Below are 19,037 nucleotides of genomic sequence, written 5' to 3'. Positions count from 1 at the left end.
GTTCGCTTTTGGAGTTATCGGGTCGAAAGGGAATTGGTCGGAAGAGGCGCCAGAATCGCGGCAAGGTCGCGACGGAAGCCCAAGGCAATGAACAATTTTGCCATCACGAACATCGGTCCAAGCAAAAGATGCGAAGGAAAAGTGAACAACGAGGCCTCGCGGCCCTCAAAAACCTTGTGGCCGATGGTCTGCGCGGCGAGGCCGAGCACCACCAGCGTGGCGAAAATCGCCCACATCGTCGCGGTGCTGACTTGCGCCGCAATGGTTGTCGCAACCGAAAACAGCACGATGGAGACGGCCAGAATGCCGAGCCCGAGCGCCGCGTCGAGCAGCAGCCAATAGATCAATACCGGCAAAGCCAGGATCACCGCCAGGCTGACGTCGAAACCGAAGAGCGGAAGCCTGACCAGCGTCAGCGGCAGCACGGCGCCGGTGAACAGCAGGAGAATACCGACCACATGCATCGCCGTGTTGCGGGGGTCGCGATGGTACTCGACATAAACGGCAAGTTGGCGCTGGAAAAAGCCACCCATTTTGGTCTCATGCAGCATGGGGTCGGGAAGGGCGAACAGTGGCTATAGCACTGGACCGGACGGTGCACAAACCGGCACTATTGTCGCGTCAAACCGTGTTGGCGCGCCCCGGACAGGCTGCAAAACGTCAGCACTTCAAAGGGTTCCGTCAGCCGCGGAACCGCGTTCGCTCACCGTTTTTTGGCGGGCTTTTTAGCCGCAGGCGCAGAGGCTGCAGCCGGACGCGGCTCCTCCGGCAGCTTGGCATAGGTCAGGATCTGCAGCTGCCCGTTTACGGCCGAGGTCGGCTTCGCCCGGTCGAGAAACTGCTCCTCGCCGAGGCCGATCGGATGCAGCCGCTTGGTCGAGATCTTGAACGTGTTCACCAGCACGTCTCGGATCGCATCTGCCCGCCGCTGGCTCAGGATCGCATTGGCCTCGCGCGTCTTCGAATTGGATTCGACGTGGCCGACGATCAGGAAAGTGTAGGGCAGCAGCGAGGAATGAACCAGCGCATCCGCGATCCGGCCGACGGTCTGGTAGGAGGCCGGCTGGATGATCGGCGTGTCGGTGTCGAACTGGATCTGCGCATTGAAGGCCGGCAGCTTGGCGAGGTCGGGCGCGATCAGCGGCCGGTTCACGGGTCCCGGATCGTTCTTGATCCTGGTCTTGGCGCGCTCCATCACCTGCTGCTTCAGCGCGGGCAGATCGACCTCGGCGGCTTCTTCGAAATGGTTCAGCTTGCCGACGATGTCGTCGCGGGTCGGCGCTGCCGTTTGCGCGCCGGCAGTGCCCGCGAGCAGAGCGAGCCCCAGCGCAACGATCGCTCCGTCAATGAACGGTCTCGTCGCGCGCATCAGCGATACCCCGCGTCGTCGACGGCCTTGAGGCAGTTGTTGCTGATGCCCTTGGGCGTCGAGACCAGGCACGGGACCGACTTGCTGGTCTCCTTGGTCGAGCCGCCGCAGACCTTGACGATCTCGCGCTGGCAGGCGTTCGCCACCGTGACGCGCGCGGCGACGCGCTTCTGGATGGCGTCGAACACGCCGAGATAGTCGCTCGCGCACTGCGGGGACAGCACGTCGCGGTTGCGCGACAGGCACTCCTTCAGCCGGTTCGAATCCGGATTGACGCCGCGGCAATTGGCGACGATTTCCGCGCCGCAGCTCGCGGCCAGCTTTCCGATCGAATCGCCAAAGCTCATGGTCTCCGCCGCCGCAAGCGACGGCATCCCCAATGCAAGCACGATCAATGTGATGGAGCCCCGGAACATGGGTTTATCTGATACGGGGAAGTTCGCGATGGTCAAGGGCTGTTCGGGCCAGAACTGTCGAGAGTCCGGCCAGTGCGACGAACAGTCCTCACTCCGAGGCATCGCGGGGCGGCCATTCGATCAGGACAGCCGTGTGTTTCCCGAGATCGTCGGCAAAATCAGGATCGGCCTTGAGCTCGTCCAACGTCCGCGGCGGGGGAAGCTGGCGGCCGTCCGCGGTCAGCTCCTGGGCAAAGAACGCGAGGGCTTCGGGCGCATTCTCCAGCGCCTCCTCGAGATCGTCACCCCCGGAAATGCAGCCGGGCAGGTCGGGAAACCACAGGCTGACAGAGTCCGGATCGGCGTCCTCGATGATGGCAACGTACTGAGCCATGGCAGGATTGTTCACGCCCGCTGCACGAAACTGTCCACGACCTTCTTTTCGCCGGCCTTGTCGAAGGTGATGGTGAGCTTGTTGCCGTCGATCCTGGTGACGCGGCCGTAGCCGAATTTCTGGTGGAAGACGCGGTCTTCGAGCGAGAACTCCGAGGTCGTGCCTGTGGACTTGGCGACCAGCTCGCCCTCGATCGTCAGAGGCCCGCGGCGGCGCGAGGAGAAGCTGCCGAAATCGGGTGAGGACGACGCGGAGGAGAACGTGGTGGCCTCCTCCTCGAAGCCGCTTCCGCCGCCATTGCGGCCGCTGCCGCGGTTGCGATTGGCCTGGGCGCGCTGCCAGCCCGGCGTCGAATAGCTGGAGCCGAACGCCTCCATGTCGTCGAAGCGCGAGGTGCCGTAGCCGCCGGTGCCGCCCCAGCCCGAGCCGCCCTTGGATTCCGTGATCTCGACATTGGCCGCCGGCAACTCGTCGAGGAAGCGCGACGGGATCGTGGTCGACCAGGTGCCGTGGATCCGCCGGTTGGTCGCAAAATAGATCTTTGCGCGGCGGCGCGCGCGGGTGAGGCCGACATGGCCGAGCCTGCGCTCCTCCTCGAGGCCGGCGCGCCCCTGTTCGTCCAGCGTGCGCTGGCTCGGGAACAGGCCTTCCTCCCAGCCCGGCAGGAATACATTGTCGAATTCGAGGCCCTTGGCCGAATGCAGCGTCATCAGCGACACCGCGTCGTCCTCGGCACCGCCCTCACGGTCCATTACCAGGGAGATGTGCTCGAGGAATCCTTGCAGGTTCTCGAACTCCTCCATCGAGCGCACGAGCTCTTTTAGGTTCTCCAGCCGGCCCGCAGCGTCCGCCGAACGGTCCTTCTGCCACATCTCGGTATAGCCGCTCTCGTCGAGCACGATTTGGGCGAGGTCCGTGTGCGCGGTGACCTCGCGCTGCGCGCGCCAGCGGTCGAACTGGGCGACGAGGTCGCGCAAAGACCCGCGCGCCTTCGGCTTCAGCTCGTCGGTCTCGACCACCGCGCGCGCGGCCTCGAACAGGGGAATGCGGCGCTTGCGGGCATGGTCGTGCAGCATCTGCACGGTGGCATCGCCCAGACCGCGCTTGGGCGTATTGACGATGCGTTCGAAGGCGAGATCGTCGGCCGGCGAGTTGATGACGCGCAAATACGCCAGCGCGTCACGGATTTCGGCGCGCTCGTAGAAGCGCGGGCCGCCGATGACGCGATAGGGCAGGCCGAGCGTGACGAAGCGGTCTTCGAACTCGCGCATCTGGTAGGAGGCGCGCACCAGGATCGCGATCTCGTTGAGCTTCTCGCCCTGGCGCTGCAGCTGCTCGATCTCCTCGCCGATGCCGCGGGCTTCCTCTTCCGAATCCCAGGAGCCCGTCACCGTGACCTTTTCGCCGTCCTGATCCTCAGTGCGCAGCGTCTTGCCGAGCCGGCCTTCATTGTGCGCGATCAGATGCGAGGCGGCGGCGAGGATGTGGCCGGTCGAGCGATAGTTGCGCTCGAGGCGGATCACCTTGGCGCCGGGGAAATCGTGCTCGAAGCGCAGGATGTTATCGACCTCGGCGCCGCGCCAGCCATAGATCGACTGGTCGTCGTCGCCGACGCAGCAGATGTTTTTGACGTGGGACTTTTCGTTCGCAGCGGGCAGCGCAACATCATCATTGTCGTCGTCACCGGGCCGACGCGAAGCGTCGAGACCCGGTGATCCATCTTGCAAAGAATCGATGGATTGCCGGGTCGATCCCGGCAATGACGAGTTGGAAGACGGCGCCTGCGACAGCAGCCGCAGCCACAGATATTGCGCGACGTTGGTGTCCTGGTACTCGTCGACCAGAATGTATTTGAAGCGCTGCTGGTACTGCCGGAGAATATCCGGGTGCTCGCGGAAGATCCGGATGTTCTCCAGCAAGAGATCGCCGAAATCGGCTGCGTTCAGGATCTTCAGCCGCTCCTGGTAGCTCGCATAGAGCTTGCCGCCTTTGCCATTGGCGAAGACAGCGGCCTCGCCCGAGGGCACCTGCGACGGCATCAGGCCGCGGTTCTTCCAGCCGTCGATCAAGCCGGCCAGCATCCGTGCCGGCCAGCGCTTGTCGTCGATGTTCTCGGCCTGCAGCAGTTGCTTGAGCAGCCGGACCTGGTCGTCGACGTCGAGCACGGTGAAGTTCGACTTGAGCTGCGCCAGCTCGGCGTGGAAACGCAGGATGCGGCCGCCGATGGAGTGGAAGGTGCCGAGCCACGGCATGCCCTCGACGGCATGGCCGAGCATCTGGCCGAGCCGGTGCTTCATCTCGCGCGCGGCCTTGTTGGTGAAGGTCACCGACAGGATCTCGGCGGGACGGGCGCGGCCCTGGCTCAGGATGTGCGCGATGCGCGTGGTCAGGACCCGCGTCTTGCCGGTGCCGGCGCCGGCCAGCACCAGGACCGGGCCGTCCAGGGTCTCCACCGCCTCGCGCTGCTCCGGATTGAGCCCGGAGAGGTATTTCGGACCCACCGAGGCGCGCGCACGCGCGGCGATGCCGCCGGCTGCGGGCTGGTGGTCGGGTACGCTTGTGATCTTGCTCGGCTCGGTCATGCGAATCATTGGCCCCACGATGGCACCGCGGGGTGACGGAAGGGAGCCTTCATAACAGGGATTGGAGCCTATATGGGGCGCCGGGGGCAGGTTTTCCACGTGCGCGGCAGGCCGATTTGTTCCAGCACGGGCCGCGAATTTCGCTCCCGCATGGGCCGGAACCATCGTTCCCGCGTCGAGATTGTCAGGGCAGGTGGCGCGGCCAGCCGCGTCGACGCAGACAACATCAAGACGAGGGTTTGACCATGCTAGGCTGGGTTGTGACGTTTCTGGTTATCGCACTGATCGCCGGCATCCTTGGCTTCGGCGGTATCGCTGGCGCTTCGATCGAGATCGCCAAGATCATCTTCTTCATCGCGGTTGTCCTGTTCCTGGTCTCGGCCGTGGTCGGCCTGGCGCGCGGTCGCAACCGGATATAGCGCAGCGTGTTCACCTCTCCCCGACGGGGAGAGGTGAACCACGATCAGGCGGCATCCGAATTGCTATTTCTTCGCGGGCATCGCCACGCTCCGGCCGATGCCCTCAGGCCGCGGCACGGCGCCGTGGGTCTTTGTGACCCCAGCGATACGCTCGCGGATGTCAGGCGGAAACGGCGCGACGCGCCGGGCCGTCATGTCCATGTGCAGCGACATGTTCTCGGACGTGGCCGACAGCCAGCCCTCTGACGCGTGCCGCATCTCCTCGAACGTGTGCAGCCGCTTGTCGTCGGCCTCCAGCAGCCAGACGAAGATCCGCACGGGATCGCCGAGATGGATTTCGCGCAGATACCGCACATGGCACTCGGCGGTGAAGCTCGAGTTGCCTCGCTCCGTCATGTACGTCGGCCCCATCCCGAGCTCGAGCCAGAGCTGGTCGATCGCGCGGTCGAACATCACGTTGTAATAGGCCATGTTGAGGTGGCCGTTATAGTCGATCCATTGCGGCTCGATCTGCATGATCGACGAACGGAACGGCTCGGCGTTCGGGGCGGTGGCGGCAGTCTCCGGCATGCTTCATTCCCTAGCTATGCGTCCGGTCGCTTGACTTGACCGGCTTTATGTCCTTTGCCACGGTTCTTCTGTCGGGAGGAATTCCGTGGGTACGACCATCACCAATAATCCGCCGCGGCCGGAGCCGAAAGCCCTCGCAAGCGCGCTGGAGCAGCTTGCCGCACGCTTCGGCAACCGCCTCATCACCTCGCAGGCCGTGCGCGAGCAGCACGGCCATACCACCACTTGGATCCCCAATCAGCCGCCTGATGGCGTGGTGATGGCGCAGGAGACCGCCGACATCCAGGACGTGGTGCGGATCTGCGCCAAGAACCGCGTCCCCGTCATTCCGTTCGGGACCGGCACCTCGCTCGAGGGCCAGGTCAACGCGCCCGCGGGCGGCATCTCGATCGACCTGCGCGACATGAACAAGGTCCTCGCGGTGCATGCCGAGGACCTCGACTGCGTGATCCAGCCCGGCGTCACCCGCAAGGCGCTGAACGAGCATCTGCGCGACCAGGGCCTGTTCTTCCCGATTGATCCCGGCGCGGATGCTTCGCTCGGCGGCATGGCCTCGACCCGGGCCTCCGGCACCAATGCGGTGCGCTACGGCACCATGCGCGACAGCGTGCTGGCGCTGAAAGTGGTGCGCGGCGACGGCGAGATCATCACCACCGGCACGCGCGCGAAGAAGTCGTCGGCCGGCTACGACCTCACGCATCTGTTCGTCGGTGCCGAGGGCACGCTCGGCATCATCTCGGAATTGACCATCCGCCTGCGCGGCATCCCCGAGACGATCGCGGCGGGCGCGGTCTCGTTCGACACCGTGCACGGGGCCTGCCAGGCCGTGATCCTGGCGATCCAGACCGGCATTCCCATCGCGCGCATCGAGCTGCTCAATGCCGCGCAGGTGAAAGCCTGCAACGCCTATTCGAAGCTGACGCTGCCGGAGACGCCGCTGCTCTTGATGGAATTCCATGGCAGCGAGATCGAGGTCGGCGAGCAGTCCAAGGCGTTTGGCGAGATCGCAAGGGAATGCGGCGGCGGCGATTTCTCCTGGACCACCAAGCCCGAGGACCGCACGAAGCTCTGGCAGGCGCGGCACGACGCCTATTGGTCGGTGAAGGCGCTGCGGCCCGGCGACAGCATCGGCGTGGTCGCGACCGACGTCTGCGTGCCGATCTCGCGGCTCGCCGACTGCGTCAGCGAGACCGAGGAGGATCTCAAGCGTCTCAATTTGCTGTCGCCGATCGTCGGCCATGTCGGCGACGGCAATTTCCACTGCTCGCTGGTCTGCGATACCAACGACGCCGAGGAGATGGCGCGCGGCGAGGAGTTCATGCATCGCCTGGTCGAGCGCGCGCAGGCGATGGACGGCACCTGCACCGGCGAGCACGGCATCGGACAGGGCAAGCAGAAATATCTCGAGGCCGAGCTCGGCCCCGAGGCGCTCGACGCGATGCGGGCGTTGAAGAAGGCGCTCGACCCGCTCAACATCTTCAACCCCGGCAAGATCGTGCCGGAGGCATAAGGCCTGCGCCGCAAGGCATCGGGAACTTTCGGCAATCTCGCCGGTTCCAATTCCCGCCAAGTTCCGATGCCTCAATGGCAGGGCTTGCGCGGGAGGGTGCGACGGTGCGACCGGTCCTTGGAATTGCGGCGGTGGCTTTTGCCTGCATGCTGGCTGGCGCGGCGCTGGCGAAAGGCGGACATGGCGGCGGCCACGGAGGCGGGCATGGCGGTGGTCATCACGGCGGCGGCCATTTCCGCGGTCACGGCGGCGGGCATGCACATGGCGGCGGGCATCATCGCGGAATGCGGTTCACCACCGGTGCCCGACGTGGCGGCCCGAATTTCGGTCAGATCCGCAATGCAGCGATCCGCCCTGCGGATTTCCGCAATGCCCTGAACGCCAGCGCATTCCGCAATGGCCGGCTGATCAGCAATCCGGCAGCCCGCGCGCAACTCGCGGCCGCAGCCGCACTGGCGGGCTGGAGCGGCGCAAGCAGCGGATGGTGGCAGCACCCGGGCGGTGGCTATGGCTGGGTCGGGCCGCTGTTCTGGCCGTTCGCCTACAACGACTTCTATGATTACACGATCTGGGGTGACGGGCTCGGCTTCTGGGGCTACGGCTATCCCGACATATATGCCGGCATCTTCGGCCCCTATGGTTATGATCGCCTGTCGGCCTATCTGCCGCAGCAGCCGCAGGGACGACGGCGGGCGCGCAGCGCATCGCTCGATCAGCTCTGCGGCAGCGACCGGCGCGCCATCGTCGGTTTGCCGATCGATCAGATCGCGGCCGCGGTGCAGCCGACGGATGCGCAAATCGCCGCTCTCGACGCGCTCGGCAATGCCTCGGTCGACGCGGCGGCGCTGATCCGCACGTCCTGTCCGACCCAGGCCGCAGCGACAGCGCCCGGCCGGCTCGCGGCGATGCAGCAGCGTGTCGAAGCCATGCAGAAGGCGGTCGATCTGGTCCAGCCCGCACTCGACACGTTCTATGGTTCGCTTAACGACGAGCAGAAGGCGCGCTTCAATGCGCTGGCTGACGATCAGCGTCGTGCAACGGCATCGAACAATGCGGGCCGGTCGTCGGTGCAGAATTGCAGCGCGTCCGCGGCGTTCGACTGGCCCGGCGCCACGATCGAGGAGAGGCTGCATCCCAACGACACCCAGCGTGCGGCGCTGCAGGTGCTCCAGGATACCAGCGCCAGAGTCAGCGCATCGCTCAAGGCGGCCTGCGAGCCCAATGACGTGATGACACCGCCGGCACGCATGGCCGCGATCCGCAAGCGGCTCGACGTGATGCTGGACGGGATCAAGTCGGTGCGCGCGGCGCTCGATGATTTCTACGCCACGCTGAACGACGAGCAGAAGGCGCAGTTCGAGGCGATCGGGCCGCGCCGCATCTCCTGAACGCTGCGAGCCATCAAAGATCACGGGTGGGGCAATCATGAAGTGGTTCGCAAGGCGGCAGCCGGCCGACATCTGGGATGAGCCGGTCCAGGCGCCGATCGGCGACATCGAGGCGGCCGACCAGATCCGCAACATCTGCCAGGCCGCGAGGGCAAGCGCCGAAAACGTCGGAGGTTCCGGGCAGACCGGCAAGCGTGAGCGCGAGCGCTATGAACGCGCGGCCCGCGCCGCGATGGAGATCGCGATGAAGATTTTCGACGACCTGATGCGCGACGATGCGGTGCGTCGCATCGTCGACCTCTGCATGAAGGCTGACGACATCAAGGCCGCGCAGGTATTGTCGCGCGCGATCCAGGCGGGCTGGGTTCGCGAGGCCGTGCAGCGGGATTATCCGGCCCTGTCGCACGGCTCGCGCGCTTGGCGCGAGCGCGGATGTCGTGTTTGTGACGGACCGGCTCAGTACCTGCGGTAATCGCCGCGATAATGGTCGCCGCCGCGGCTGCCCATTCCTACGCCGAGGCCGATACCAACACCGACGCCGATGCCTTGCATGACAGCCTCGGGCGGCGGGCCGCGATCCGGCGGCGGAGCGCGCTCGTAGATCACCTGGTCAGACGGCGGTCGTCGCTTGGGCGGCGTCTCGACCACCTTGCGCTTCGGCGGGGTCTCGTCGACGCGCTTCTTGATGGCGGGCGCGACGTTCGGGTTGACGGGCGTTGCCGGCGGCGACGGCGTCGAGCACGGGCAGGTCGGCGTCATCGCGACCGCGACGGGCGTCGTCGCGGCGGCCACAGGCAAGGCGTAGTTGCGGTTCTGCACGCGGAGCAGCAGCCTGCGCGCGGTTGCCGCGAGATCGCTGTTGTCCCAGTTCTGCAGATAAGCCTCGAACGAGGCGCGTGTGTTGATCGCGGTCGCGCGCTCCCAGGCCAGCATCTGCCGCCGCCGCTCGAGCACTCTGCGCAGGCGCGGCGTGCGGGCGTCCTGTGCGTAGAGTTCGATATAGGCCTGATAAGCGGGCACAGTGTCCTCGGTGATCACGAGTTCATAGGCGACCGGGGCAGGCTTGCCCTGCAATTCCTTGCGCCAGTCCTCGAGGCTGCGCGTGCCGCTGGCAAGCGCCATCGAATCTGTGTCTGGAAGGGAAGACGTCTGGCCGCTGCCCTCGCCGAAGAACCTGAAGTCGGTGGTCAACGACGAGCTCTCCCAGGGAATCTGCCGGCCGTCGGTCGATTGCGCCACGGCGACGCGGATGCGCTTGAACATCTCCTCGATCGGCAGATTGGGCTCCTTGGCGACCGTCAGCACGGCCGCCGTGTAGGGGCTGTCAGTGCCGTTGCCGTCCTCGGCTTCGGCTCCGGGCGAGGTCGAATAGGAGATGAACGAGCCGGGCGCGCCCGCCTTGGTGTCGACGATCGCAAGGCCGTGGCCGGCGCCGCTGAGCGCGGGGAACGGATTGTTGCGACAGGCATCGAGCATGAAGATGCGCGCCCGCGTCGGCAGCGCGCCGAGCGTGTTGAGCAGGTCGTTGAGCCGCACGCCCTGAAGCGGAATGTCGGCCTCACGCTTGGGGTCGAGATCGACCGGCACCAGATAATTTTCTCCGTCGATCTGCAGGCCATGGCCGGCATAGAACACCAGCGCGACGGTATCGCTGCCGCTGGCACTGACCTTGCCGGCGAAATCCGAGATCGCCGCGCGCATCTCGTTCTGCGCCAGATTGGCCGCGGTGGTGACGGTGAAGCCGGCGTTGCCGAGCAGCTCCGTCATGCCTTTGGCGTCGTTGGCGGCGTTGGGCAGCTCCGGCACGGCGCGATAGGCGGATTGGCCGATGACCAGTGCAAGCCGCGTTTCGGCGGCGGCGCCGGTCGGCGTCATCAACTGCGTGAGCGCAAGAAGACCGGATGCAAGCAGAAAATTGGAAAATGTCGGACGACGCATGGTGTCACCTCGATCGGCAATGCGCGCGATGATGTCACTTTTTCTACGTCTGCGCCACGAGCCGTCTGTGCGCTGGATCACGCAGGGGCCGCGGCAAAATGGGGCAGGGTATCGCCGGAGCGGAACAGCATCGTTCCGAGTTCATCCATGTGAATCGCGCATTGATCCATGCTCCAATTGGATTGATGCCATGTCCTCGCGAAAGGATGTCTTTCGCAGAGCGGGCCGCAGGCCGACCACCGCAAGGAATCCCCGGGGATTCGTCGTCGTTTTGCTCTGCATGTGGACTGCGGGCAGGCGTCTCGCGCCGTTCTGCGATGGCCGGCGCCATGCTTGCCTGTGCTGTCGCTTTGGCCATACAGTCCGCGCAACTGGCTGCGGCAACGACCGCATCGAACAAAAAGAATCGGGGAGAGACCGCTCAATGACCATCGTGCCCGTGAACCGTCGCGCGTTCATCAAGTCGTCGGCGGCGGCCACCGCCGGCCTGGTGCTCTCTCCCGCTATCATCGGCCGCGCGGAAGCTGCGACGTTGAAGCTGAAGTGTTCCTCCTCGCTGCCGAACGATCCCAAATACGCCAACGGCCGCGTCTACTACGACAATCTCGTCAAGAACCTGAAGGGCAACGGGCTCGGCGAGCAGGTCGAGGTCACCTTCTTCCCCGACAACCAGCTCGGCCAGGAAATCGACGTCATCAATTCGGTGAAGCTCGGCGTGATCGATCTCATGGTGTCGGGCTCATCGATCTCGGCCAACCTGGTGCCGCTGGTCGGCACCTTCGATCTCGGCTTCCTGTTCTCGAGCTTCCCGCAGCAGACCAAGGCGTTCGATGCCGGCGCCGCCAAGCCGATCGAGGATGCGCTGCTCAAGGGCGGCAACATCCGCATCATCGCCTGGGCCTATAATTTCGGCTCTCGCAGCGTGCTGGCGAAGAAGCCGGTGAAGACGCCGGAGGATCTTGCCGGCCTCAAGATCCGCACCCTGCCAAATCCCGTTATCACCGAATGCCTGCGCCTGATGGGCGCGGCCGCGACGCCGCTCGCCTTCGGCGAGATCTACACGGCGTTGCAGGCCGGCGTGCTCGATGGGCTCGAGCACGATCCGCCGACCATCCTGGCCAGCAAGTTCTTCGAAACGGCGAAGTTCTACGCGCTGACGCAGCACAATTTTTCGCCGCTCGCGATCTACTTCAGCGACATGACCTACAATCGCATGGATCCGAAGCTGCGCGAGGGTTTCCTCGATGCCGCCAAGAAGGCCGCGGCCGACACCCGAGCCCATGGACTCGTGGTCGAGAAGGAGGCGCTTGCGGCGTTGACCGAGAAGGGCGTGACGGTCGCCGAATGCGACCGCGAGGCGTTCAAGAAGCGCGTGGAGCCGCAGACCGAGAACTTCATCAAGGCGCGGCCTGGCTCAAAGGCCGTCATCGACATCATCCGCGCGACGCAAGCCTGACATGACCATGACAGCTGCCGTGCCCCTCTCGGGCGGCCGCCACGGCAGCATCGTCCTGCTGCTTCAGCTCAGCGATGCGATCGCGGCCATTCTGCTGGCCGCCGATCTCGTGGTGGTGTGCGCCTCCGTGCTGCTGCGCTTCTTCTTCAACGCGCCGGTCGAATGGTCCGACGACGTTGCTCGCGGACTGATGGTCGGCTCGGCCTTCTTCGGCGCGGCGAGCGCGCTCGCGCGCGGCGAGAATGTCGGTGTGTCGTTCTTCCGCGATCTCTTGCCGGTGCGGCTGCGCACGCTGGTCGATGCCGCCAGCGCGCTGCTGATCGTGGTGATCTCCGGCTACGTCGCCTACAACGCCGTCAAGCTGGGCTCGCTGACGTCGGGGCAGACCACCGGCTCCGGCCTGCCGCTGGAGCTGACCTTCTATCCGATGGGCATCGGCGCGCTGTTCATGACGGTGTTCGCGATCGATCATCTCTGCGCGAGGCCGCTCCCCGAGATCGTCAGGGGCCTCGTTGCCATCATCGCCGTGACCGGCCTCTATCTCGCCTGGGATCATCTGTCGCCGTCGTCGGTGCCGTCGGCGGGCATGCTGATGCTGACCGGCTTCTTCGCCACCCTGTTCGGCGGCTTGCCGATCGGATTTGCGTTGGCGCTCGCCGCGCTGATCTTCATCTGGGTCGAGGGCGCGCTGCCCGGCGTCATCTTCGCCCAGCAGATGGCACGCGGCATCGACAACTTCGTGCTGCTCGCGATCCCCTTCTTCATCCTGGTCGGCTATCTCATGGAAGCCAACGGCATGTCGGTGCGGCTGATCGAGTTGCTGCAGCGCGCCGTGGGCCGGATGCGCGGTGGGCTGAACGTCGTGATGGTGGCCTCGATGGTGCTGTTCTCCGGCATCTCCGGCTCGAAGATGGCCGACGTCGCCGCGGTCGGTTCGGTGCTGATCCCGGCGGCGCGACGCTCGAAGCAGAACCCCGGCGGCGCGGTGGCGCTGCTCGCAGCCTCCGCGGTGATGGCGGAGACCATTCCGCCCTGCATCAACCTGATCATCCTCGGCTTCGTGGCGAACCTGTCGATCGGCGGCCTGTTCGTCGCGGGTCTCTTGCCGTCGGCGCTGATGGCGCTGGTACTGATCGCGGTGTCCATCATCTTCGGCAAGCGGCCGGCGGAGGCGGAGGATGTCGAGCCGCAAATGCCGGTGTCGGGTCTGTGGAGCGGCGCGATCGCCTCGTTCGGCCTGATCTTCATGATTTTCTTCGGCTTCAAGAGCGGCTTTGCCACCGCGACCGAGATATCGGCTTTCGCGGTGGCCTATGCGCTCATCGTCGGCAGCGTGGTGTTCCGCGAGCTCGGCTTCAAATCGGCAGCGCACAGTTTCGTGCAGGCGGCGACGCGCGCAGGCCTCGTGCTGTTCATAGTCGCCGCCGCGCAGTCGCTGGCGTTCACGCTGACCTTGCAGCAGGTGCCGCATGCGGTCGGCGACTTCATGCTCGGCCTGTCCAAGACCTCGGGCGTCTGGCTGTTCATCCTCTTGGCGATCGCAGTGCTGATCGTGATGGGCTCGGTGCTGGAAGGCGCGGCCGCCCTGATCATCTTCGGGCCGCTGCTGCTGCCGGTCGCCGTGCAGCTCGGCGTCGATCCCCTGCATTTCGGCGTCGTGCTCGTCATCGCCATGGGCATCGGCCTGTTCGCGCCGCCGCTGGGACTTGGCCTCTACGGCGCCTGCCTGATCGGTAACGTGCCGATCGAGCAGACCGTGAAGCCGATCATGGGCTATCTCGGCCTCTTGTTCCTCTGCCTGCTCGTCATCGCCTTCGTGCCGTGGCTCTCGACCGCGCTGCCGCGGGCATTCGGCTACTGAAGGGGGCTGCCGTGAAGGTCCTGCTGGCTCACACCCCGGAGATGCGGCGCAATTACTATGGCGATCGCAGCGTGAACGGCCTGCGCGCGGCCGCCGAGGTGATCCTGCACGAGGGCGATGACCCGCTGGACGCAGCCGGCCTGGTACGCGCCGCCAAGGACGCAGACATCATCGTCGCCGATCGCATGACCGAGGGCCGCGGCGAGATCTTTGCGCAATTGCCGCGCCTGCGGGCGTTCGTCCGCTGCGCCGTCGACATCCGCAACGTCAACGTGGAAGCGGCCTCGGAGGCCGGCGTGCTCGTGACTCGCGCCGGACCCGGCTTCGTGCAGGCGGTGGCCGAGCTCGCGCTCGGCTTCATGGTCGATCTCTCCCGCGGGGTGTCGCGGACCACTGCCGACTATCAGGCCGGTCGCAAGGCGGAGGCGCGGATGGGCCGCCAGCTCGCCGGCAGCCGAATCGGCATCATCGGCTATGGCAGCATCGGGCGCTATCTTGCCGAAGTGGCAAAAGTGCTGCGCATGGAGGTGCTGGTCGCCGATCCCTTCGCGACCGTCAGCGACAGCGCCATTCGCCAGGTCGGGCTCGACGAGCTGCTCGCCGCATCGGATTACGTCGTCTGCCTCGCCGTCGCCAACGAGCAGACCGAGAACCTGATCGGCGAAGCGGCGCTGTCGCGCATGCAGAGGCATGCCGTCTTCGTCAATCTCTCGCGCGGCAATCTCGTCGATGAAGCCGCACTGGCGCGCGCGCTGCGCGGGGGCCGCATCGCCGGCGCGGCGATGGATGTCGGCCGCGCACCCGACCAGATGCCCACGCCCGAGCTGGCGAAGCTGTCCAACGTCATCGCCACGCCGCATGTCGGCGGGCTGACGCCGCAGGCGATCGAATACCAGTCGCTGGACACCGTGCGGCAAGTCGAGGCCATCGTCAAAGGCGAGGTCCCTCAAGGCGCCGTCAATGCCGATCGGTGGACGCGGCGGCCGTGAAGCGGCGGATCCGGCGCCCGGCGCACTGAAGCTTCCACATCGTCATGGACAAGTCTCGACAGGCCGGGCATGACGTCCTCCAGCACTTGCATGCGCTATCGCGCCCTACAGCCGATCCACCGCCCTGAACGACCCGTCCTTCTGGATCACCGTCAAAAACACCTTCGGCGGCGCGTCGATCATGCGCGGGCCGACGGTGACGGTGGTGCCGCTGATGTCGAAACGGCCGATATCGTTGATGGTGCGCAATAGGCTTGCGCGTGTCGGCTTCGGTCCGGCCTTTTCCAGTGCCGCGGCCGCGAGGCGGCCGGAGATATAGCCTTCTAGCGACACGAAGTCCGGTGTCAGCGTCGGATCGAACGCCTGCTGCGCCGCCTGGTAGTCGGCGACGAGCTTGAGCGAGCGGTCCCAGGGAAAAGGCACGACCTGCGAGACGATGACGCCCTCGCCGTCCGGGCCAAGCTCCCCCGCGAGCGCGTTGGCGCCGACGAAGGAGATGTTGACGAAGGCCGGATAGAAGCCGCCGCGGTGCGCCAGCTTGATGAATTCCGCGCAGGGACCATAGGTCCCGACCATGACGATGGCTTCGGGTTCGGCGCGCTTGATCACTCGCAAGGCTGCGGCGACCGCGCGGGTATTGCGCTCGAAAGTGCCCTCGGCGGCGAGTTCGAGGCCGCGCCTCGCAAGCGCGCGCTTGACGCCAAGGAGACCGTCGCGGCCGAAGGAATCGTCCTGGTAGAAGATGCCGATGCGGGTGAAGCGGCGATCCTCGGTGAGGTGCTTGACCCAGGCCTCGGCCTCCGCGCCGTAGCTCGCGCGGATGTTGACGACGTTGGGAAGCTCGAGGTCGCGGAGGAATTCGGCGCCGCTGAAGGGGCCGATGAAGGGAATGTTCCTGGTGCTGGTGATCGGAATTGTCGCGATGGCGGTCGGCGTGCCGACCGCGCCGATCAGCGCGAACACCTTGTCGTTCTCGATCAGGCGCAGCGTCTGCGTCACCGAACGGTCGGGATCGTAGCCGTCATCGCGGCTGACGAGCTGGAGCTTGCGGCCGTGGATGCCGCCCTTGGCATTGATCTCGGTGAACGCGGCGACGATGCCTTGCCGCATGCGCTGTCCGAGCGTGGAGGAGGGGCCCTCGAGCGCTGCTGCCTGACCGAACAGGATCGCGTCCTCGCCGACCCCGACCTCGTCGCCTTTGGCGGAATGCGTCGCTGCGGCGAGCAGCGCAATGGTCAAGCCGACGTAGGTCGCGAACGGCGATCGTGCCATGAGGATGCTTGCCGGATGCAGGAGGCGTTCCGGAAACGATAGGTCGAGCGGGCTAAACAGGACGCTAATTTGTGCCCGGCCACGGTCCGTAAGCCTCGGGGAAAACCGGTAAGTTATTGCCACTCTGCCGCAACTTTCGGGGCAATCGTTAACTAAGCTGCGCGATGCGCAGCGGTCCGGTTTCCGAAATTGGGCAGTTCTTAACCCCGATCCTGGCCCGATAGTCGCACCGGCGGCTCAACCAGAAGTTCGGGCCGCCGTACCCATGGGGATTTGCGGATCAAAGATGAGCGGTCGCGATCAGAACGATCAGGATCGGGGGCGTATGAGGGGATGGTGGCGTGCCGCGCCGCTGCTCGGGCTCTATCGCCCTGCGCTCGTTGCGGTCGGCATCGGCCTTCTGTTCTCGATCGTGGGCGCTGCTGCCGTAGCGCGGTGGGAAGATCGCGTCAATCGGATCGAGTTCGAGAACGCGGCCTCGGCCCAAGCGACCGTCATGCAGAACGGTACGAACGAGTACATCTCCAGGCTGCTCGCACTGCGCACGCTGTTCGAATCGACCAGCGACGAAGTCACCCGCAGCGAATTCGAGACCTTCAGCGCCCGCCTGTTCGAGCGACATCCCGGCATGCTGCGCATTGCCTGGCTGCCGCGCGTCAACCGCAAGGAGCGCGCGGAATACGAGGCCGCGGCGATCACCGACGGCGTATCCGGCTATCGTATCAAGTCGCTCCAGGGCGACGGCTTCGCCGTCGCGCCGCAGAGCGACGAGTATTTTCCGGTGTTCTACTCGACTCGGCCGAAGACTTCGTCGGTCTATGGCATGGACTACGCGACGGTTCCGGAGCGCCGGGCGGTGCTGGAGCGCGCCCGCGACAACGATCAGGTCGCAGCCATTCGCACGCGCCTCTTCGAGCCGAAGCAGGGGGGCGGCCGGGTGCCCGACGTCCTCGTCGCGATTCCCGTCTACGCCAAGGGCACGTCACGCGAGGAGATCGCGGACCGGCGCCGCAATCTCGCCGGCTTCGTGGTCGGCATCTTCGACCTGCCGCTGCTGATCCACTCCATTCGCGTGACCACCGGAGCAAGCCCCGCGGTCAGCATGAATATCTACCCGCCCTTCACGGCGGAGATCGCCAACCTGGAGGAAACGCTGCCGGATTACTCGTCGTCCGCCGCCGCGCCGCGGTCGATGGAAGACATCGCGCGGGCCGTGCAATGGTCGGGCAGTCTCAAGATCGGCGATGCCGACTGGCAGGTGCGGGCGGTTCCAACCGCCGGTGGTCCGCTGGCTACGACTTACGATCGCGCGGGCGCGGTGCTGATCGTCGGCATGCTGCTGACGCTGTCGCTGTCGACCTATCTGATGCTCGCAAGCCGCAATTCGCGGCGGCTGTCGCAGGCGAACCGGCGCGTGCTCGAGCTTGCCCAGACCGATATACTCACCGGACTGCCGAACCGCGCCTTCTTCCTCACCCGGCTCGACGAGATGAACAGGCAGTCGGACGTGACGGGTCTGCCCTTCTCGATCCTGATGCTCGACCTCGACCGCTTCAAGAACGTCAACGACTCACTTGGTCACGCAGCCGGCGATGCGTTGCTGCGCCAGGTGGCGCAGCGGCTGAAATCCGCAATGCGCGCCAACGACGTGCTGGCGCGGCTCGGCGGCGACGAATTCGCCATCATCCAGGAAGCCGGCGAGGATCAACGTGCCTGCTCGACCGAGCTGGCGGCGCAGATCGCCAAGCTCGTGAGCGAACCATTCCTGCTGCCGGGACACCGCGTCGAGATCGGCACCAGCATCGGCATCGCGATCGCGCCGGACCACGGCAGCGATCAGGAGCAGCTCCTGAAGAAGGCGGATCTTGCGCTCTACCGTTCGAAATCGGCGGGCCGCAACTGTTTCACCATTTACGACGAGGCGATGTCGGCCGAGCTGGAGGCCCGCAACACGCTGGAGGGAGATCTGCGCGAGGCCATCGCGCAGTGTCAGCTGGAGGTGCACTACCAGCCGTTCGTCGACGCCCTCGGCGGCGTACGGCGCGGCTTCGAGGCGCTGGTGCGCTGGCGGCATCCGACGCGCGGACTGATCCCGCCGGACCAGTTCATCTCGCTTGCAGAGGAGACCGGGCTGATCGTGCCGCTCGGCGAATTCGTGCTGCGCCGCGCCTGCGCGGACGCCGCCGGCTGGCCCTGCGATCTCATGGTCGCCGTCAATTTGTCGCCGATCCAGTTCAAGGAAGCCGAGCTGTTCGAAATGATCTGCGCGGCGCTCGCCGATTCCGGCCTGCCGCCGCAGAGGCTGGAGATCGAGATCACCGAATCCGTGCTGCTGGAGCGCGCCGCCGAGAACCACGCCTTCATGGAGCGGCTGAAGAGCATCGGGATCGAGCTCGCGCTCGACGATTTCGGCACCGGCTATTCGTCGCTCAGCTACCTGACCGCGTTCCCGTTCGACAAGATCAAGATCGACAAGTCGTTCATCCGCAACCTCACGCATCAGCCGCGCAGCTCCGCCATCATTTCCGCGATCGTGACACTGGCGCGCGGGCTGGACATGTCGGTCACGGCCGAGGGCATCGAGACTTCCGAGGAGTTCGAGCGGCTGAAGGCGCTCGGCGTCAATTTTGCGCAAGGTTATCTGTTCGGCCGCCCGCAGCCGATCGAGCGGATCCTGTTCGACGCGCCGGTCAAATCCTCACAGCTCGATGCCGCCTGAGCGCGCGCCTCGTCCTTCGAAACGACCGCCGCGCTGAGCTCAGGATGAGGCTAAGCAGCACCGGTGCCTGTTGAACTGCTGCCACACACTCTGTCCTCATCCTGAGGAGCCCGCATCAAGCGGGCCTCTCGAAGGATGGCTGCGGGGACACCGCTCCCAGGCGCGGTTGCGCTGC

16 protein-coding genes are annotated in these 19,037 nt (G+C 65.7%); 8 read left to right on the top strand and 8 right to left on the bottom strand.

All coding sequences use genetic code 11. The features are described from left to right. Positions 1-14 precede the first annotated feature (14 nt). The 5 genes from EHH60_RS13725 to EHH60_RS13705 form a co-directional block, all read right to left on the bottom strand. Positions 15-551, bottom strand: a complete 537-nt coding sequence (locus EHH60_RS13725; protein ID WP_124159982.1) for an Mpo1 family 2-hydroxy fatty acid dioxygenase — start codon at positions 549-551, stop codon at positions 15-17. Between the two features lie 152 nt (positions 552-703). Next, complete coding sequence (locus EHH60_RS13720; protein ID WP_124159981.1) at positions 704-1,369, bottom strand: OmpA family protein; 666 nt, start codon at positions 1,367-1,369, stop codon at positions 704-706. Further along, a complete protein-coding gene (locus tag EHH60_RS13715) occupies positions 1,369-1,785 on the bottom strand; it encodes a hypothetical protein (protein WP_124159980.1) in 417 nt (138 codons plus the stop codon). The genes EHH60_RS13720 and EHH60_RS13715 overlap by 1 nt, the downstream gene beginning before the upstream one ends. 88 nt (positions 1,786-1,873) lie before the next feature. After that, entirely contained in the window at positions 1,874-2,158 is a 285-nt protein-coding gene (locus tag EHH60_RS13710) for a type II toxin-antitoxin system HicB family antitoxin (RefSeq protein WP_124159979.1), read from the bottom strand. An 11-nt stretch (positions 2,159-2,169) separates the two neighbouring features. Continuing rightward, entirely contained in the window at positions 2,170-4,749 is a 2,580-nt protein-coding gene (locus EHH60_RS13705) for an ATP-dependent helicase (protein ID WP_124159978.1), read from the bottom strand. 236 nt (positions 4,750-4,985) lie between these two features. On the opposite strand from EHH60_RS13705, the gene EHH60_RS13700 reads away from it, so the two are divergent. Further along, positions 4,986-5,159 carry a DUF1328 domain-containing protein gene (locus EHH60_RS13700; protein WP_008556598.1) on the top strand — a complete coding sequence of 58 codons (174 nt, stop codon included), beginning with the start codon at positions 4,986-4,988 and terminating at the stop codon, positions 5,157-5,159. Positions 5,160-5,222: 63 nt separating this feature from the next. Here the strand turns inward: EHH60_RS13700 and EHH60_RS13695 are convergent, their stop codons facing one another. Next, positions 5,223-5,729 (bottom strand): thioesterase family protein, encoded by a 507-nt coding sequence (locus EHH60_RS13695; protein WP_124159977.1) that lies wholly within the window; start codon positions 5,727-5,729, stop codon positions 5,223-5,225. An 85-nt stretch (positions 5,730-5,814) separates the two neighbouring features. On the opposite strand from EHH60_RS13695, the gene EHH60_RS13690 reads away from it, so the two are divergent. The 3 genes from EHH60_RS13690 (at position 5,815) to EHH60_RS13680 (ending at position 9,099) form a co-directional block, all read left to right on the top strand. Then, positions 5,815-7,239, top strand: coding sequence for an FAD-binding oxidoreductase (locus tag EHH60_RS13690; RefSeq protein ID WP_124159976.1), 1,425 nt, complete (start codon positions 5,815-5,817; stop codon positions 7,237-7,239). Between the two features lie 104 nt (positions 7,240-7,343). Next, positions 7,344-8,627 carry a Spy/CpxP family protein refolding chaperone gene (locus EHH60_RS13685; protein ID WP_245454487.1) on the top strand — a complete coding sequence of 428 codons (1,284 nt, stop codon included), beginning with the start codon at positions 7,344-7,346 and terminating at the stop codon, positions 8,625-8,627. 37 nt (positions 8,628-8,664) lie between these two features. Next, positions 8,665-9,099: a hypothetical protein gene (locus EHH60_RS13680; RefSeq protein WP_124159974.1), complete on the top strand. Its 435-nt coding sequence runs from the start codon at positions 8,665-8,667 to the stop codon at positions 9,097-9,099. Here the strand turns inward: EHH60_RS13680 and EHH60_RS13675 are convergent. Beyond that, entirely contained in the window at positions 9,084-10,565 is a 1,482-nt protein-coding gene (locus tag EHH60_RS13675) for a caspase family protein (RefSeq protein WP_124159973.1), read from the bottom strand. The two genes, EHH60_RS13680 and EHH60_RS13675, sit on opposite strands and share 16 nt — an antisense overlap. Positions 10,566-10,989: 424 nt before the next feature. Between EHH60_RS13675 and EHH60_RS13670 the strand changes: the two genes are divergently transcribed. Genes EHH60_RS13670 through EHH60_RS13660 form a run of 3 tightly spaced genes read left to right on the top strand, consistent with a single transcriptional unit; the run spans position 10,990 to position 14,871 of the window. Further along, positions 10,990-12,021: a TRAP transporter substrate-binding protein gene (locus tag EHH60_RS13670; protein ID WP_124159972.1), complete on the top strand. Its 1,032-nt coding sequence runs from the start codon at positions 10,990-10,992 to the stop codon at positions 12,019-12,021. 7 nt (positions 12,022-12,028) lie between these two features. Next, on the top strand, positions 12,029-13,882 hold the full coding sequence (locus EHH60_RS13665) for a TRAP transporter large permease (protein WP_199751463.1): 1,854 nt from the start codon (positions 12,029-12,031) through the stop codon (positions 13,880-13,882). A gap of 11 nt (positions 13,883-13,893) precedes the next feature. Then, the gene (locus tag EHH60_RS13660; RefSeq protein WP_124159970.1) at positions 13,894-14,871 is read left to right on the top strand and encodes an NAD(P)-dependent oxidoreductase; all 978 of its coding nucleotides are present in this window, start codon (positions 13,894-13,896) and stop codon (positions 14,869-14,871) included. Positions 14,872-14,976: 105 nt separating this feature from the next. Here EHH60_RS13660 and EHH60_RS13655 read toward each other — a convergent pair whose 3' ends face one another. Then, positions 14,977-16,143, bottom strand: a complete 1,167-nt coding sequence (locus tag EHH60_RS13655) for an ABC transporter substrate-binding protein (RefSeq protein WP_124159969.1) — start codon at positions 16,141-16,143, stop codon at positions 14,977-14,979. Positions 16,144-16,429: 286 nt separating this feature from the next. On the opposite strand from EHH60_RS13655, the gene EHH60_RS13650 reads away from it, so the two are divergent. Beyond that, positions 16,430-18,862, top strand: coding sequence for a bifunctional diguanylate cyclase/phosphodiesterase (locus EHH60_RS13650; protein WP_199751445.1), 2,433 nt, complete (start codon positions 16,430-16,432; stop codon positions 18,860-18,862). The last annotated feature ends 175 nt before the right edge of the window (positions 18,863-19,037 follow it).

The organism is Bradyrhizobium sp. RP6 (genome assembly GCF_003837805.1).
Classification (GTDB): Bacteria; Pseudomonadota; Alphaproteobacteria; order Rhizobiales; family Xanthobacteraceae; genus Bradyrhizobium.
This window is presented reverse-complemented; position numbering and strand designations above follow the sequence as displayed.

Bases quoted from the DNA above. Each gene is read 5' to 3' on its own strand.
- EHH60_RS13725 (WP_124159982.1), bottom strand. From the start codon at position 551: ATGCTGCATGAGACCAAAATGGGTGGCTTTTTCCAGCGCCAACTTGCC.
- EHH60_RS13720 (WP_124159981.1), bottom strand. From the start codon at position 1,369: ATGCGCGCGACGAGACCGTTCATTGACGGAGCGATCGTTGCGCTGGGG.
- EHH60_RS13715 (WP_124159980.1), bottom strand. From the start codon at position 1,785: ATGTTCCGGGGCTCCATCACATTGATCGTGCTTGCATTGGGGATGCCG.
- EHH60_RS13710 (WP_124159979.1), bottom strand. From the start codon at position 2,158: ATGGCTCAGTACGTTGCCATCATCGAGGACGCCGATCCGGACTCTGTC.
- EHH60_RS13705 (WP_124159978.1), bottom strand. From the start codon at position 4,749: ATGATTCGCATGACCGAGCCGAGCAAGATCACAAGCGTACCCGACCAC.
- EHH60_RS13700 (WP_008556598.1), top strand. From the start codon at position 4,986: ATGCTAGGCTGGGTTGTGACGTTTCTGGTTATCGCACTGATCGCCGGC.
- EHH60_RS13695 (WP_124159977.1), bottom strand. From the start codon at position 5,729: ATGCCGGAGACTGCCGCCACCGCCCCGAACGCCGAGCCGTTCCGTTCG.
- EHH60_RS13680 (WP_124159974.1), top strand. From the start codon at position 8,665: ATGAAGTGGTTCGCAAGGCGGCAGCCGGCCGACATCTGGGATGAGCCG.
- EHH60_RS13675 (WP_124159973.1), bottom strand. From the start codon at position 10,565: ATGCGTCGTCCGACATTTTCCAATTTTCTGCTTGCATCCGGTCTTCTT.
- EHH60_RS13670 (WP_124159972.1), top strand. From the start codon at position 10,990: ATGACCATCGTGCCCGTGAACCGTCGCGCGTTCATCAAGTCGTCGGCG.
- EHH60_RS13665 (WP_199751463.1), top strand. From the start codon at position 12,029: ATGACAGCTGCCGTGCCCCTCTCGGGCGGCCGCCACGGCAGCATCGTC.
- EHH60_RS13655 (WP_124159969.1), bottom strand. From the start codon at position 16,143: ATGGCACGATCGCCGTTCGCGACCTACGTCGGCTTGACCATTGCGCTG.
- EHH60_RS13650 (WP_199751445.1), top strand. From the start codon at position 16,430: ATGAGCGGTCGCGATCAGAACGATCAGGATCGGGGGCGTATGAGGGGA.